Here is a 311-nt window from a genome sequence, read left to right as displayed (position 1 = left end):
AATGATGGCTTTCCTTAGGTGTGAACTTAAGGTAATAAATTTCACTATAGGCTGGAAAGATCAAGATTTATTATCTACTTTTTATAGTCTAAACGATAATAATGGTATCCAATCAGCAGGAAACCTCATTAAGGGATCCTCAGAGACTATACGTGAAAATACTTATGATCTATTTAATAAACATTATAATTATTTATATAATACCGTCCCTAAGAACGGACATGGCGCTAGTGCACCAAATAATTTTATTAAAATAGATAAAGATTGATTAGATTGATTTATAGGGTTTACTGAAGGTGATGGTGCAATAT

Annotated in this window: 1 protein-coding gene; it reads left to right on the top strand. The window is 30.5% G+C overall.

Annotated elements, in window-relative coordinates:
* Window positions 1–268 (top strand): hypothetical protein (locus tag E2E34_RS37765; RefSeq protein WP_208765428.1); only part of this gene is annotated, 268 nt, incomplete at its 5' end.
* Window positions 269–311: the final 43 nt, after the last annotated feature.

It is taken from the genome of Streptomyces albidochromogenes (genome assembly GCF_005981925.1).
Lineage (GTDB): Bacteria > Actinomycetota > Actinomycetes > Streptomycetales > Streptomycetaceae > Streptomyces > Streptomyces albidochromogenes.
Note: the sequence above shows the minus strand (reverse complement) of the source record. Positions and strands in the feature narration are given on the sequence as shown.